Origin of the sequence: Bradyrhizobium sp., from assembly GCF_049691595.1 — a bacterium.
GTDB lineage: Bacteria > Pseudomonadota > Alphaproteobacteria > Rhizobiales > Xanthobacteraceae > Bradyrhizobium.
Genome location: NZ_JBAVNZ010000396.1, coordinates 1 through 13,938, shown reverse-complemented (window position 1 = coordinate 13,938; position 13,938 = coordinate 1). Strand labels below are relative to the sequence as shown.

17 protein-coding genes and 1 other RNA gene are annotated in these 13,938 nt (G+C 63.1%); 10 read left to right on the top strand and 8 right to left on the bottom strand.

Translation table 11 applies throughout. From position 1 onward, the window contains the following. Positions 1-64 precede the first annotated feature (64 nt). The 5 genes from WCE35_RS17085 to WCE35_RS17065 all read right to left on the bottom strand — a co-directional run bounded on the left by WCE35_RS17085 (position 65) and on the right by WCE35_RS17065 (position 4,290). Positions 65-859 (bottom strand): thymidylate synthase, encoded by a 795-nt coding sequence (locus WCE35_RS17085; RefSeq protein ID WP_424594507.1) that lies wholly within the window; start codon positions 857-859, stop codon positions 65-67. Positions 860-1,038: 179 nt separating this feature from the next. Further along, positions 1,039-2,556: a tripartite tricarboxylate transporter permease gene (locus WCE35_RS17080; RefSeq protein WP_424594506.1), complete on the bottom strand. Its 1,518-nt coding sequence runs from the start codon at positions 2,554-2,556 to the stop codon at positions 1,039-1,041. 7 nt (positions 2,557-2,563) lie between these two features. Next, entirely contained in the window at positions 2,564-3,064 is a 501-nt protein-coding gene (locus tag WCE35_RS17075; protein ID WP_424594505.1) for a tripartite tricarboxylate transporter TctB family protein, read from the bottom strand. Positions 3,065-3,148: 84 nt separating this feature from the next. After that, entirely contained in the window at positions 3,149-3,682 is a 534-nt protein-coding gene (locus WCE35_RS17070) for a chromate transporter (protein ID WP_424594504.1), read from the bottom strand. Further along, positions 3,679-4,290 carry a chromate transporter gene (locus tag WCE35_RS17065; RefSeq protein ID WP_424594503.1) on the bottom strand — a complete coding sequence of 204 codons (612 nt, stop codon included), beginning with the start codon at positions 4,288-4,290 and terminating at the stop codon, positions 3,679-3,681. Before WCE35_RS17065 ends, WCE35_RS17070 begins: the two co-directional genes overlap by 4 nt. A gap of 77 nt (positions 4,291-4,367) precedes the next feature. Between WCE35_RS17065 and ssrA the strand changes: the two genes are divergently transcribed. From ssrA to WCE35_RS17020, 9 genes are all read left to right on the top strand, one after another. Next, positions 4,368-4,731: a transfer-messenger RNA gene (gene ssrA / locus WCE35_RS17060) on the top strand. 184 nt (positions 4,732-4,915) lie between these two features. Further along, entirely contained in the window at positions 4,916-5,431 is a 516-nt protein-coding gene (locus WCE35_RS17055; RefSeq protein WP_424594502.1) for an SspB family protein, read from the top strand. A gap of 72 nt (positions 5,432-5,503) precedes the next feature. After that, positions 5,504-6,922, top strand: a complete 1,419-nt coding sequence (gene fumC, locus WCE35_RS17050) for a class II fumarate hydratase (protein ID WP_424594501.1) — start codon at positions 5,504-5,506, stop codon at positions 6,920-6,922. Positions 6,923-7,199: 277 nt separating this feature from the next. After that, entirely contained in the window at positions 7,200-7,388 is a 189-nt protein-coding gene (locus tag WCE35_RS17045) for a DUF4169 family protein (RefSeq protein ID WP_424594508.1), read from the top strand. Continuing rightward, positions 7,385-7,636 (top strand): ribbon-helix-helix domain-containing protein, encoded by a 252-nt coding sequence (locus tag WCE35_RS17040; RefSeq protein ID WP_424594500.1) that lies wholly within the window; start codon positions 7,385-7,387, stop codon positions 7,634-7,636. Before WCE35_RS17045 ends, WCE35_RS17040 begins: the two co-directional genes overlap by 4 nt. A 446-nt stretch (positions 7,637-8,082) precedes the next feature. Beyond that, the gene (locus WCE35_RS17035; protein ID WP_424594499.1) at positions 8,083-9,465 is read left to right on the top strand and encodes a hypothetical protein; all 1,383 of its coding nucleotides are present in this window, start codon (positions 8,083-8,085) and stop codon (positions 9,463-9,465) included. A gap of 73 nt (positions 9,466-9,538) precedes the next feature. Beyond that, a complete protein-coding gene (locus WCE35_RS17030; protein ID WP_424594498.1) occupies positions 9,539-10,009 on the top strand; it encodes an FMN-binding protein in 471 nt (156 codons plus the stop codon). Further along, on the top strand, positions 9,990-10,901 hold the full coding sequence (locus tag WCE35_RS17025; RefSeq protein WP_424594497.1) for an FAD:protein FMN transferase: 912 nt from the start codon (positions 9,990-9,992) through the stop codon (positions 10,899-10,901). The genes WCE35_RS17030 and WCE35_RS17025 overlap by 20 nt, the downstream gene beginning before the upstream one ends. Next, positions 10,891-11,310 (top strand): hypothetical protein, encoded by a 420-nt coding sequence (locus WCE35_RS17020; protein WP_424594496.1) that lies wholly within the window; start codon positions 10,891-10,893, stop codon positions 11,308-11,310. The genes WCE35_RS17025 and WCE35_RS17020 overlap by 11 nt, the downstream gene beginning before the upstream one ends. 203 nt (positions 11,311-11,513) lie before the next feature. On the opposite strand, the gene WCE35_RS17015 is transcribed toward WCE35_RS17020, so the two are convergent. Both WCE35_RS17015 and WCE35_RS17010 read right to left on the bottom strand, forming a co-directional pair. Next, positions 11,514-12,098: a TetR/AcrR family transcriptional regulator gene (locus WCE35_RS17015; RefSeq protein WP_424594495.1), complete on the bottom strand. Its 585-nt coding sequence runs from the start codon at positions 12,096-12,098 to the stop codon at positions 11,514-11,516. Continuing rightward, the gene (locus tag WCE35_RS17010; protein WP_424594494.1) at positions 12,091-12,969 is read right to left on the bottom strand and encodes an SDR family NAD(P)-dependent oxidoreductase; all 879 of its coding nucleotides are present in this window, start codon (positions 12,967-12,969) and stop codon (positions 12,091-12,093) included. The genes WCE35_RS17015 and WCE35_RS17010 overlap by 8 nt, the downstream gene beginning before the upstream one ends. Before the next feature lie 136 nt (positions 12,970-13,105). Here WCE35_RS17010 and WCE35_RS17005 point away from each other — a divergent pair, with 136 nt between their 5' ends. After that, entirely contained in the window at positions 13,106-13,444 is a 339-nt protein-coding gene (locus tag WCE35_RS17005) for a hypothetical protein (protein ID WP_424594493.1), read from the top strand. A 134-nt stretch (positions 13,445-13,578) separates the two neighbouring features. Here the strand turns inward: WCE35_RS17005 and WCE35_RS17000 are convergent. Continuing rightward, a partial coding sequence (locus tag WCE35_RS17000) for a tetratricopeptide repeat protein (RefSeq protein ID WP_424594492.1) occupies positions 13,579-13,938 on the bottom strand: 360 nt, incomplete at its 5' end.

Below are 13,938 nucleotides of genomic sequence, written 5' to 3'. Positions count from 1 at the left end.
GGCAAGGGCCAGCAAAGTCTTGGTGCCGCCGATGTCGCCTGCCAGGATCATCGGGCATCCTGCCTCAGACGGCGACGGGCGCCGGGATGTGCGGGTGCGGGTCGTAGCCTTCGAGGGTAAAATCCTCGTAGCGGAACGCGAAGATGTCCCTGACGCCGGGATTGATCTTCATCACCGGCAGCGGGCGCGTCGGCCGCGTCAGTTGCAGCCGCGCCTGATCGAGGTGGTTCGAATAAAGATGCGCATCGCCGAATGCGTGCACGAAGTCGCCGGGCTTCAGCCCGGTCACCTGCGCGACCATCATGGTCAATAGCGCATAGGAGGCGATGTTGAAGGGCACGCCGAGAAAGACGTCGGCCGAGCGCTGATAAAGCTGGCACGATAATTTGCCGTTCGCGACATAGAACTGGAACAGGCAGTGACACGGCGGCAGCGCCATCTTGTCGACATCGGCCGGATTCCACGCGCTGACGATCAGGCGGCGCGAATCCGGATTGCGCCGGATCATGTCGATGACATTGGAAATCTGGTCGATGCGGCGCCCGTCCGGCGCCGGCCAGGACCGCCATTGCGAGCCATAGACCGGGCCGAGGTCGCCATTGGCGTCGGCCCATTCGTCCCAGATCGTGACGCCGTTGTCCCTGAGATATTTGACGTTGGTATCGCCAGCCAGGAACCACAGCAGTTCGTGCACGATCGCCTTCAGCGGCAGCCGCTTGGTGGTCAGCATCGGAAATCCCGCGCCGAGATTAAAGCGCATCTGATGGCCGAAGATCGACAGGGTGCCGGTGCCGGTGCGGTCGTGCTTTTCGGCGCCGTCCGCGAGAATCCGTTCGAGCAGATCGTGGTACTGGTTCATGGCGCGGGTTTTCTCAAGCCTTTCGAGCCGGCGAATTTAACGGCCGGGGCAGCCGATCGACAGCGGCGACTCGGCTGCGGGCGGTAATTATACCCGGAAAAATGTTGATCTTGCGCGCAAACAACAAGGGGAGGAACCAGCGTTCCGCCCCCTGGATTCCCGATCCTTGCAGAAGGTTGCTAGCTCTCGGATTCCACGAACACCTCGTCGCGTTTCTTGCGCAGCGACGGCAATACCGCCAGCACCAGCAGCAAGGCCGCGGTCGCCATCAGCGCCGCCGACAGCGGACGGGTCACGAACACGCTCCAGTCGCCGCGCGAGATCAACAGCGCCCGGCGCAGGTTTTCCTCCATCAGCGGGCCGAGCACCATGCCGAGCAGCAGCGGCGCCGGTTCGAAATCATGCTTGATCAGCCAGTAGCCGAGCAGCCCGAACGCGCCGGCGAGGACGACGTCGACCGGCGCGTTGTTGAGGGAGTAGATGCCGATCGCGCAGAAGATCACGATCGATGGGAACATCAGCCGGTAGGGCACCCGCAGCAGCCGCACCCAGATGCCGACCAGCGGCAGGTTGATGATGATCAGCATCAAATTGCCGATCCACATCGAGGCGATCATGCCCCAGACCAGCTCAGGCTGCTTCTGCATCACCTGCGGTCCGGGTACGATGCCGTGAATGGTCATCGCACCGACCATCAGCGCCATCACCGCGTTCGGCGGAATGCCGAGCGTGAGCAGCGGGATGAACGAGGTCTGCGCCGCGGCGTTGTTGGCGCTTTCCGGCGCCGCAACGCCTTCGATCGCGCCGCGACCGAACCGCGACGGATCTTTTGCGATTTTCTTTTCGAACGTATAGGCCGCGAACGAGGCGATCACGGCGCCGCCGCCCGGCAGGATGCCGAGGATCGAGCCCAGCGCCGTGCCGCGCAGGATCGCCGGGGCGGAGTCGATCAGATCCTTTCGGGTCGGCATCAGTCCGGTGATCTTCTGCTGCACGAGATCGCGGTCCATCTCGGCGCCGGCGTCGAGGTTGCGGATGATTTCGGCGAAGCCGAACACGCCCATCGCTACCGTGGCGAAGCCGAGACCATCGGCAAGCTCGGGAACGTTGAACGCCATGCGCGAGGCGCCGGTTTCGATGTCGGAGCCGACCATCGACAGCAACAGTCCGAACACGATCATCGCGATCGCCTTCAGGATCGACCCCTTCGCCAACACCGTCGCGAAGATCAGGCCCAGCACCATCAGTGAGAAATATTCGGCAGGCCCGAACGCCAGAGCCAGTTTGGTCAGCGGCGCGCCGAGCACCGCGATCAGCACGGTCGAGACGCAGCCGGCGAAGAACGATCCGATCGCGGCGATGGCGAGCGCGGGGCCGGCGCGGCCCTGCTTGGCCATCTGGAAGCCGTCGAGCGTGGTGACGACCGAGGTCGCCTCGCCGGGGATATTGACCAGGATCGAGGTGGTCGAGCCGCCATACTGCGCGCCGTAATAAATGCCGGCAAGCATGATCAGGGCGCCGACCGGCGGCAGACCGAAGGTGATCGGCAGCAGCATCGCCACCGTGGCGATGGTGCCGATGCCCGGCAGCACGCCGACCAGCGTGCCGACCAAGGCGCCGATCAGGCACAGCAGGAGATTGATCGGGGTAAGGGCGACGCCGAAACCGAGGGCGAGATTGGAAAACAGATCGGCCATTGTGCCCTCACTGAACCAGGAAGCGCGGGAACAGCTGCAGCGGCAGCCCGAGCGCATAGGGGAACAGCAGACTGCAGCCGATGGTCAGGCAGACGCCGACGATGATGGTTTCCTTCCACCGCGTCTCCGGCGTCCCAAGCGCCGAGATCAGGAAGCTGGCGAAGGCCGAGACCACGAGACCCAGCGGCCGGATCGTGATCGCGAAGGAAAGGATCGACAGCGAAACGAACAGCGGGCCGCGCCAGGCATAGGTCGCAAGATGCGCCCCCTCGGCCAGAATACCCATCAAGGCAACGGCGGCCCCCAGCCCCAGCAGCAGCACCGCGAACATCCGCGGCGCCGTTCCGGCGCCGAACGAAAACCCGCGCATACCCTGCAGATCGCTCGACGCCCACAAGGCGAATATGGCGATCGCCATCAGCGCAATGCCACCGACGAAGTCCTGCGGACCACGAACCCATTTCGGCATGATGGATTTGACCAGCGCGCGGCTCGGCGTATCACTCATCGATCTCCCCCCCGAACAGGGCTTCTCGCCCATTCTGTTTGGTTGGCGCTTGTTGCAGGCCTCAGCCTTGCCTACCGATTTTCGTCAGATAACGCCAGCAAAACCCAAGATTCCCCCGCCCAGCAACATCCAGAACGGATTGAGCCGGGTGGCGAAGGCGAGCGCCGCCGCGAGCACCGTGACCAGGGCGGCGACCCATGACTGACCGGAACTCCGCGCCAGGATCAGGCCGCTGGCGGCCATCAGGCCGATGGAAACCGGTACCAGCGCCGCCTGGATCATGGCTGGCCAGCGCGCGCCGCCCGATCGCGCGAGCAGGCGGCTCACATAATAGGCGAGGACCGCGGCCGGACCGCACATCGAAAGCGTCGCGGCCAAAGCCCCCGCGACGCCTGCGACGGAATAGCCGATCAGGGTCACGATCAGCACGTTCGGCCCCGGCGAGAGCTGGGCAATGGCGAAGACGTCGGCGAATTGCCGGTCGCTCATCCAGTGCTGAACATCGACCGCGATCCGGTGCATTTCGGGAATCGCCGAATTGGCGCCGCCAACCGCAAACAGCGACATCAAGCCGAACGTCCAGACCAGCGTCGAAATCGGACTGGCGTTCGAATTCATGCTTTCGCCCCCCGACGCATCACGAAACGGATGGCGAGGCTGAACGGTATCGCCACCAGCAGCACCGCCGGCAACGGCAGCCGCAGCATCCCGATTGCGACAAACACGGCGGTCAGGATCACGAGCGCGACCCAATCGCGCTTGTCGACCAGCGGCGTCATCATCTTGAGAACGACCGCGATCAACAGCCCGACGGCCGCGCAGGATACCCCGGCGAGCGCGCGCCGCAACGCGTCGATCTCGCCGTAACGCGCGTACAGCGCCGCCAGGATGGTCGCGATTATCATCGGCGGCCCGACCAGCCCGGCAAAGGCCGCCATGCCCCCGGCCATGCCGCGAAAGCGCGCGCCGAACACCACCGACAGGTTGACGATGTTCGGACCGGGCAGGAAATGGCACAGTGCAAACGTCTGGTTGAATTCCTCCGCCGTCATCCAGCGGTGCTTCTCGACGATGCCGCGCCGGGCCCAGACCAGGACGCCGCCGAAGCCGGCCAGCGACATTTTGGCAAACGCGACGAACAGTTCCATCAGGCCGGGAGGATCGGGCGCGGCGGGGGCTGGAATATCGGGCGCCGGGACGGCGAACGGCGGGGAATCCGGGGGCATGACCCAAGGTTTAGAGTGGCGGGCCGGCCAAGGCCAACCCAAATCGCGGTATTGGCGCGTTCCGCGCCCGTTACCGGGCCCTATTTTTCTCCATCATTGCACCCTATATTGGGGATGCCGGTTCGCCGGCTATGGAAATAAATCGCCGTCGCAATAAACCATTCGGACCCGGGGGCGGTACCCGGCGCCTCCACCAAAACCCGAAATCAATCCATTTTGGCGGGTTTCGGCGGGGGCGAAACAGGATCGACGAGGGCGTAAAGGGCGTGTTTTTTCCCGGTATGGTTCCGCCGTCATCGGGCTATGCAATAGTTGCAAACGACAACTATGCTCCGGTCGCTCAGGCTGCGTAACGCAGTTTGAAAGACCATGTCTAAAGTCCTGACGGGTTAAGCTCCGTCAGGCGGGGTTCGGAGGCACCTGGCAACAGAAGCCTCCACTTCAATTTGCGCCACAAACGGCGCTCTCTAATTTGCGCCACAAACGGCGTTCTCTGCCCTGAATTCCGCCGAGGACGCCTGCGTGACCTCAGGCCGCAGCCGGAGTACCATGCAGGAATTGGCGAGTCGGCCGGCCGGCCTTGCCCTCGATCTGCCGGCCACATCTTGAACGCGACAGGACCACCATGGCGACCGATCACATCCGATATGACGTGCTGGCGCGCGACGCGCTGCGCGGGGTGCTGCGCCGCGTGCTGACCGACGCCGCCGAACACGGCCTTCCCGGCGACCACCATTTCTTCATCACCTTCCTTTCCACCGCCGATGGCGTGAAGCTTTCGCCGCGGCTGCTCGCGCAATATCCCGAAGAGATGACGATCATCCTTCAGCATCAGTTCTGGGACCTGGTGGTGACCGAGGACCGGTTCGAGGTCGGCCTGTCGTTCGGCGGCGTTCCCGAGCGGCTGGTGGTTCCATTCGCTTCGATCAAGAGCTTCCTCGATCCTTCGGTGCAGTTCGGCCTGCAATTCGAGCCGTCCGACGCAGGAGCCGAGGCACCTGCGAAGAACCTGCCCGCGGTTCCCGCGGCGTCCGCACCTCCGGTTCCCGCAACCGAGCCCGCCGCCGAGAGCAAGGACGAGCCGGCCAGGCCGGGCGAAGGCGCGGAAGTGGTGCGGCTGGATCGCTTCCGCAAGAAATAATTCGCGCGCACCGAATCCTCGACACTGTAGAATGAACGTGCCGTTATTTTCACGGCGCAACGGATAGTGCTCATGGCTCGATCTCCGGCAACATCGCGGCACATATCCATTCGCGTCGAGACCGACAGCTTCGGCCCGATCGACGTCCCGGCGGACCGTTACTGGGGCGCCCAGACCGAACGCTCAAGGCACAATTTCCGCATCGGCCATGACCGCATGCCGATGCCGATCGTTCATGCGCTCGGCATCGTCAAACTCGCGGCGGCGCAGACCAACCGCGAACTCGGCCTCATCGACCAGCGCCGCGCCGGCGCCATCGCCCGCGCCGCGCGCGAGGTGATCGAGGGCAAGCTTGACGATCACTTCCCGCTGGTTGTCTGGCAAACCGGTTCAGGCACCCAGACCAACATGAACCTCAACGAGGTGATCGCCAACCGCGCCAACCAGATGCTCGGCGGCGAACTCGGCGCCAAGCAGCCGGTTCATCCCAACGATCACGTCAATATGAGCCAGTCGTCGAACGATTCATTCCCGACCGCGATGCATATCGCCGCGGCGGAGCGCATCGTCGCCGACCTGATCCCGGCGCTGGGCGCGTTGCACCGCGAACTGCGCAGCAAGGAGAAGGCGTTTTCGAAAATCGTGAAAATCGGCCGCACCCATACCCAGGACGCGACCCCGCTGACGCTCGGTCAGGAATTTTCCGGTTACGCTGCCCAGGTCGAGAGCGGCATCGCAAGACTGCGCGTGGCGGTCAAGAATCTGTTCCCGCTGGCGCAGGGCGGCACCGCGGTTGGAACCGGTCTCAATTCCAAGCCGAAATTCGCCCGGCTGTTCGCCAGACAGGTCGCCAGGATTACAAAACTGCCGTTCACAAGCGCGGCGAACAAGTTCGAGGCGCTCGCCGCCAACGATGCCTACGTTCTCGTCCACGGCGCGATCAATTCGGTGGCCACCGGCCTGTTCAAGATCGCCAACGATATCCGCTTCCTGGGTTCCGGCCCGCGCTCGGGGCTTGGTGAATTGATCCTGCCTGAGAACGAACCGGGCTCGTCGATCATGCCGGGCAAGGTCAATCCAACCCAGTGCGAGGCCATGACCATGGTTTGCTGCCAGGTGTTCGGCAACCAAACCGCGATCACGGTTGCCGGCAGCCAGGGGCATTTCGAGCTGAACGTGTACAAGCCGGTGCTGGCATATTGTATGATGCATTCCATTCAACTGATGTCGGACGTCGTTCGTTCGTTTACCGAACATTGCGTCGTCGGACTGCGCGCCGACGAAAAGCGGATCCGGGATTTGATGGAACGCTCGCTGATGCTGGTCACCGCGCTCGCGCCCAAAATCGGCTATGATAATGCGGCAAAGCTCGCCAAAGCGGCGCATGCGCGCGGAACGACGCTGAAAGAAGAGGCCTTGCGGCTCGGTTTCGTCTCCGCGGCGGAGTTCGATCGCCTGGTGCAGCCAGACAAAATGACACGCCCGGGCTGAACCCGGCGCGCAGACCCCGGGAAACTACGGACGCGTGATACGATAGGCAATGATGAATCGTAACGCCTAAAGAATGAGACCGATCATCTATCGCCGCCGCATGACGGATGGTAGAGCACGAACTATTGGTTTTCGCAGAGTGAAGTTTATTTTTTGATGTTATCATAAGGCGCGATACAAGGATTCCGGATGACGATCGAGTTTGCTTGCGCGCGGCGCGACCGCGTTTGTTTTCATCATGGGTTCCACCGCCGAGACATTGGGTGACGGGGCGCGCATGGGCGACGTGGTCAACCTGAAGCGGTTCAAGAAGCGCAACGCGCGAGAGCAATCGGCCAGGCAGGCCGAGGCCAACCGCGCGCGATTTGGCCGCACCAGATCCGAACGCGCCAACGACGAGCTTCACAACGATCGCGCCGGCCGTTTGCTCGATCAGCACCAGATCGACGGCGGAGACGCCTCATGAAGTCTCCCGTCGTCAAGCGCTCGATCGTGGTCGCGGGCCACAAGACCAGCGTCAGCCTCGAAGAGGCGTTCTGGAACGGCATGAAGGAAATCTCGGGCCTGCGAAACATGACGCTGTCCGAACTGGTCGGTGAGATCGACAGCAACCGCCAGCAAGGCAATCTCTCCTCCGCGATACGTCTCTTCGTGCTGGATTATTTCCGCAACCGCGCCATGCCGGCGGCGCCGGATGCCAGGCCGCAGGGCTAGCCGCGCTCGCCGTCGCACCCGGCGTCGGATCATCGGCCGTCGAAGGCATGCCGATCCATCACGCCTCGCCTGTTTCACGGTCGACGAAAAACCAGAACCATTCCCGCTCACTTTGGTTTTATTCCAGTTCTAATGTAGAGCGATTCCATCATAGAGAGATTCCATTCCACCATTCCGATTCCGATTCCCAAAATGTTTTGCAACGGTGTTAGGTGCCTCGATGTCGCGGAGCGCATGATTTCCGCGGATTGGGGGATCCGATGTCGTTACACCGGTTTTCATGTTTGCCTGCGTCGATATTTCAATCGGCTGGCTGCTCCAGCCGGCGGGCGCTGCTGTTCGCTGCGGCGGCTTCCATCATCGGCGGTGGCAGCGCCTGGGCGACCGACGGCGATACCAGCGATGCCGTTCTGAAAAAAATGGAAAGGATGGAACAGCGGATTCAAATGCTCGAGGGAAAGCTCAGGCAGAAGCAAGCGAACACCGCCGTCTCGCCGGTGACGGCGCCGCCGACCTCGCCGATTGCTCAGCCCGCATCACCCGCGCGCGCTGCAAGAGCGGAAATCCCGGGCGCCGCGCCGTCTCCGACGCCAACCGCGCCCGCGAACAACGGGATTTTTGGGCTCGCCGACTCGCCCGTTCCCGGTCTCAGCATCGGCGCCTATGGTGAAATCAAGTTCGGCGCGATGCAAAATCCCGCCGCCAACGGCCAGTGGCAGAATGGTTTCGATGCGCACCGGCTGGTGCTGCTGCCGACCTATGCGATCACTCCCAACATCATCTTCAATGCCGAGATCGAGTTTGAGCACGCAGGCTCCGGTTTCGATTCCGACGACAAGCTGCATGGCACCGCGGAGATCGAGCAAGTCTGGATCGATTTCAAGATTCTCGATCAGTTCAACTGGCGAGCGCCCGGTATCGATCTGGTGCCGATCGGCTATATCAACCAGCGCCACGAACCGACCCAGTTCTACAGCGTCAACCGGCCGGAACTCTACAACGGTCTTATTCCGTCAACCTTCAAGGCCGGAGCCAGCAGCGTCTACGGGACCATCGCCGAAGGTCTCAGCTACCAGGTTCAGGTCAGTTCCAGCATCGAGGACTTTGGCGGCGACTTCGGTCTGCGCACCGACGCAAAGACCGTTCCGCCATTTCCCGCGGGCTATGCGCCGGGGATCAGCGGCCTCGACGCGCTCGCCTCCTCGCGGCCTGTCCGCGGCGACTTTCAGCAGCTCAACAACACGCTGGCCTATGCGGGGAAACTCGATTTCGCTCCCGCATTTCTGCCGGGCTTTGCAGGAAGCGTAAGCGCCTATTACAGCCCCAATGTGACCCCGCGCGGAGCCTATGCGGATACCGGTGATCTGCTCGGACGCACCAGCGTTGGCATATTCGATGCCGAGTTCCGCTACCGCGTGCCGCAAACCGGCCTCGAACTGCGCGGCGAATATGTCCACGTCAATTTCAGCCGTCCGGAAAACCTGCGCGCCAACAACGACACCGACCCCACCAACAATGTCGGCAAATCGATGTATGGCTACTCGGGCGAGATCGCCTACCACGTGCCGCTCGGAACGATCCTCAACAGCGAGTGGGAGGCGGTGCCATTCTATCGATACAGCTACGAGAACCTGCAAACCGGCGGATTTGCCGGAACCGACGCCAATGCGCCGACCGGCGCCGGCCAGCGCCAATTTCACACCGCCGGCCTTGCGATCTTCCCCTCGCCCAAACTGGTGCTGAAGGCGACCTATCAAAGGGTGATCGACAAAAGTGTCGCCGGCGCGCTTTCGGACTCGTTTCTGGGCGGCGTCGGATTTTTCTTTTGATCCGCGGCGCGCGCTCGCGGGGGCGGCACCTGCCGGCCGTCGGCATTCACAAGAACAAAGGAGCCAGTCAATCATGACATGGGTTCGCTATACCCTGCCGGCGGCAGCGATGATGTCGATCGCGTCCCCGGCTTACGCGGTTCAGTATCTCTCGATCGAACAGGCGCAAAAACAGGCATTCCCGTCGGCGACGCGCTTCATCGAAATGCAGGCAGGCCGGGTCTGGAAGGCCGAGGCCGGCGGACAGGTCGCGGGCTTTTTCATCTTCGATCGGGTGGTCGGAAAGCACCTCTTCATCGACTACGCTGTGGCGTTGACGCCGGGTGGAGCCGTCCACAGCGTGGAAATCCTGCAATATCGGGAGTCTTACGGCGGCGAAATCAGGGGCCCGGGCTGGCTCGCGCAGTTCGTTGGCAAGACCGGCGACAGTGCGCTCAAGGTCAATGGCGACATCCGCAATATCGCCGGCGCGACCTTGTCTTCGATGCATGTCACCGAGGGCGTAAAGCGGGTATTGGCGACCTATGGCAACCGCCTCCGATAAGGTTCGCCGCGCCCGACCGCTGCTTGGCACCTTCGTGGAGATCGAGGTGGCGGGGGCGGCCCGACCAGAGATGGATTGCGCCGTGAATGCGGCGTTCGAGGCCGTCGCACACGTGCAGCGGTTGATGAGCTTTCATGCGCCGGACAGCGACGTCAGCCGCCTCAACCGCGAAGCCTTTCACCGGCCGACCGGAGTTGACCCCTGGACATTCGAGGTTCTGGAAGCCGCGGTCGAGATGCATCGCCGCTCCAACGGCGTTTTCGATGTTGCGGTCGCCCCGACATTGCAGGCCATGGGATTGCTGCCGCGTTCCGCCGACAATCCGCCAGTCCCGGCCGGGGCGCGATCATTTGATGCGATCGAGCTGCTGCCGGGACAAACCGTCCGCTTTCGACGTCGCGATATCGGGATTGATCTCGGAGGCATTGCGAAAGGCTTCGCGGTCGATCGTGCGCTCAAGGTTCTGCGCGGCTTCCACATCCCGAACGGCCTGGTGAACGCCGGCGGCGATCTCGCCGCGTTCGGACCAGCGCCGCAAAGGATCCATATTCGCGATCCGCGCGATCCACGCCGTTTGATCGGCCATGTCGATATCGCCAATCAAGCGCTGGCATCGACGGCGCGTCGCTTCGATCCGTTCCGATCGGCGCAAACAACCGGTTCGGCGATCGTCGATCCCGGCACAAGCGAACCGGCCGGGGCGATTGATGGCACGACCGTGCGCGCGCCGTCCTGCATGATCGCCGACGCGCTGACGAAAATTGTCATGATTTCCGGCACCGCCGCGCATGAACTGCTCGAGTGCTACGATGCAAGCGCGCTGCTGATTTCCGTGGACGGCGAGGTCCGGATCACCCCGGACTGGCATCGCGCGGTGCACCTTGCGGCTTAAACCTTCATTTCGTTTTTCGATCTATGCGGCGCTCGCGGTGCTGTTGCTGACCGGCGCCGGCTGGCTTGTGGCGGATCGGCAGAAAGATCTTTCCAGCAGCGAGATCTGGCAGCAGACCGCGGCCAGCCTGCTGATGGCGCATGGCGGCGCCGCGATGGTGACGCTTTTGTTGCTGGGGGCCCTGATCCCGGTGCACGTGCTGCGCGGATGGCGAAACGGCAATAATCTTGTCTCGGGATCGGCCATGATCGCGCTCAGCACGCTCCTGGTCGTGACGGCTTTCGGGCTCTACTATCTGGGCTCGGAAGCCGTGCGACCCTGGATCAGCTGGATACACATCATCGTCGGGTTTGCCCTGCCCGCCTGGCTTGGGCTTCATATTTTCCTGGGAAGACGACGATCGAGATAACGCTTTTGGTGGATGACGACAGATCGGCGTGAAGAAAAGGCGGCGCCACGACAGACTGGGGCAAGGTGACTTTTCTTCGAACCGTCAGTCCGCTCCATCTTTTTTGAGCATGATCCCTCGGGTCGGGCCCGAGGGCATGCTTTTCGGAAAACCGGTATCCACCCCGCTATCCAAGTGCGGGGCAGGCTTTTTCCGGATCTGCTCTAGCCTTTCTTTTGATCCAACCGGCCAAGCGCCCCGGCGATCCGCCCGAGCGTATGGGCGGTCGCCTCGGCAATCTTCGCCTTGCCAATTCCGAGCTGTTGGGTGGCCCGCGTCTGCAAAATGCTGGCGAGGCCGTGCACGACCGCCCAGGTGAACAAGGCATCGAGGTCGTCGTTGGCATCCGGCGGGCGTCCCGGTAATCTTGCGATGGCGTCCCGCAGCGTCGCGAAGGCATGCTCCGCCTTGGCCATCATTTCGGGATGCTCCGCGGGATCCGGCAAGGGCGTGCCGAACATCAGCTGGTAGTGCAGCGGATGTTTGCGGGCATAATCCAGATAGGACCGGCCGAGATTGCCGAGGTCGACATAAGGGTCGGCGTCGCGCGGCCGCTGCTCCAGATGCGCGGCAAAACCCGCATAAGCTCGTCCGACCACTTCGGCCAGAATATGCTCGCGGCTGGGAAAATGCTTGTACGGCGCCTGATGCGATACGCCGAGCCGGCGCGCGACGTCCCGCAGGCTGAGCTTGTCGATGCCGCCTTTGGCAATGATCGCAAGCGCCTCCCTGACGCAGGCCTCACGCAAGTCTCCGCTCTTGTGGCTCCTCGCCGCCATGCTGATGCCGCGTCATGCTTCCCATTACGATGCCCATTATCCGGCTGCGGGTCCGCCGCGGCAAGGCAAGCAGCGAGGCCTCGAGGAATTTCGACAGAAACCCCGGACGGATGGTGGCGCGGCGGCCAAGCGCCTCAAGCGTTTGCCGCGCGACCACCTCGGGTGTTACCGCCGAGCCCAGGCGCATATTGGCGCGGGCTTCGAAGCCGCTGCGCACCGGCCCGGGCGCCGATGCGATCACGTCGACGCCGCAAGCCGCCAGCTCCGGACGCAGTCCTTCGGCGAAGGTCTGGATGAAGGATTTGGTCGCCGCGTAGGTCGCGGCCCGCGGCACCCCCTGAAACGCCAGCAGCGAACTCATCAGCACGATTCCGCCGCGCCGCCGGGCGGCAAACCGGCGGGCAAAATGATGCGAAAGCCCGACGACCGCCCGGCAGTTCACGTCGACCATGTCCAGTTCATCGTCGAGAACGCTGTCGATGAATCTGCCCGATGTGCCGAAGCCGGCGACCGCGGCAAGCAATCCGATTTCGAGATCGCCGCTTGCCGATATCAGCGCGTCGATCGCCGTGTGCTGGCCCAGATCGAGCGCGAGCGCCCTCGCCTCTATTGGGTGCTTCTGCATCAGGTCCTTGGCGAGGGCTTCCAGTAGTTCCCGGCGGCGGGCGACCAGGACGAGATTTAATCCCGCCTCGGCCAGTTGCATCGCCATGGCCCTGCCGATGCCATCGGATGCTCCCGTCACCAGCGCCCATGGCCCGTAGCTCGATCGCAAGCGCCGTTGCCGGGCGGTTCCGGCGAGAACCCGCGCTCCCGAGGCTTGAGGAGGTTGCGAACGCAATGTCGTTCTCCCTTGATGCTCGCCGCGCCCTTGCCAGACGTGCGAGCGGATGTTATACGTGAAGTAGACAGTGTCAACCAAAATCAACCGAAGAAATCAGGCGGCGGCGTCGCGCTGGCGTCGAGGATCGCTCCCAATGGCTGAGGTCTACGTCTCGATCACAGGCCTGCGTCTGACGCGACGCCGGCACGTCTTGCGGTTCTGGTGGCACGCGGTCCGGTCAATGGCGCAGGCGCGCCGCGCGCCGGGCAATCTGAGCGCGGAAACCCGGACCATCGGCGATGTGCATCACACGCTTTCGGTCTGGACCGATCAAGGCGCGATGCGAAACTTCCTCGCCTGCGGTGCGCATCGCGAGGCGATGAAAGTATTTCATGCCATCGCTACCGGCCGAACCCTGGGATTCGCCGCCGACCGACCTCCGGATTGGGAGACCTGTCTGCAACGATGGTCGTCGGAGGCGCGGGAAGTTTGACCGCAACCGGTGAGGCGGTCAGCATTGAAACCGCGCCACGCCCTTGCTGGCACGGGATGAGGTGACGCCGGATCATTCGCCACCGCGGGCGCTTCCGGCAACGAGACGCGCCCGCCGGGTTGCGATCGCGGAACTCAATAGACGAGGCCGGAACCGGGCGGTTTTTCGAGCGCCGCCGCCAACGACCGATATTCCGCGCAGTCGGTCCCGCAGATCGCCGCAATCCGGCTGAGGTGATGTTGCGCGGAATCGCGGTTGCCCTGTTCGATCTGCCACAAACCATAATACTGCCAGGTCAGCACGTGGTTCGGATCTGCTTTCAGTGCGCGCTCGTACCAGACTTGCGCGAGCTTGTAGTCGCCGAGCTTGCGATAGGAGTAGCCGATCAGATTGGCGACATTCGGATGATCGTCGTGGCCGAGCGCTTTTAGCTGCCCGATGGCGTCAGCATAGGCGTTGCGGTCATAGATCGCCGCATAGGCGGCGCGGTAGCC